This window comes from Dyella japonica DSM 16301 (assembly GCF_001010355.1).
GTDB lineage: Bacteria > Pseudomonadota > Gammaproteobacteria > Xanthomonadales > Rhodanobacteraceae > Dyella > Dyella japonica.
In genome coordinates this window covers 1-266 of record NZ_JPLA01000112.1, presented here as the reverse complement: position 1 = coordinate 266, position 266 = coordinate 1, and the positions used below count along the sequence as shown (strand labels likewise).

The 266-nt window shown below is 54.5% G+C and carries 1 protein-coding gene; it reads right to left on the bottom strand.

From position 1 onward, the window contains the following. Positions 1–266: glycosyltransferase (locus tag Y882_RS18355; protein ID WP_046973401.1), on the bottom strand; the 266-nt coding region annotated here is incomplete at both ends.

The following is a 266-nucleotide window of genomic DNA, read 5'->3' as shown; positions in this document are numbered from 1 at the left end:
TCCGGACCAGGTGCACGTCGGGAACAAAGCCCATGAACACCACGTCTTTGGCAATCCCCAGGGTGGCGATCGTAGCGTTCAACTCCGGCGTCCCTGTCCCCGTAAGTACGACCTTCAATCCGAGCGTACGCAATGAAGACTGTGAAAAGGCACGTAGAAGCATCTCTACGTTCTTATAACTGCGCATGTTGCCCGGATAGAGGATGTACGGATAACCCGGACGATACGGCTCAACTTGGGCATTGAATCGCGACGAAACACCGTTG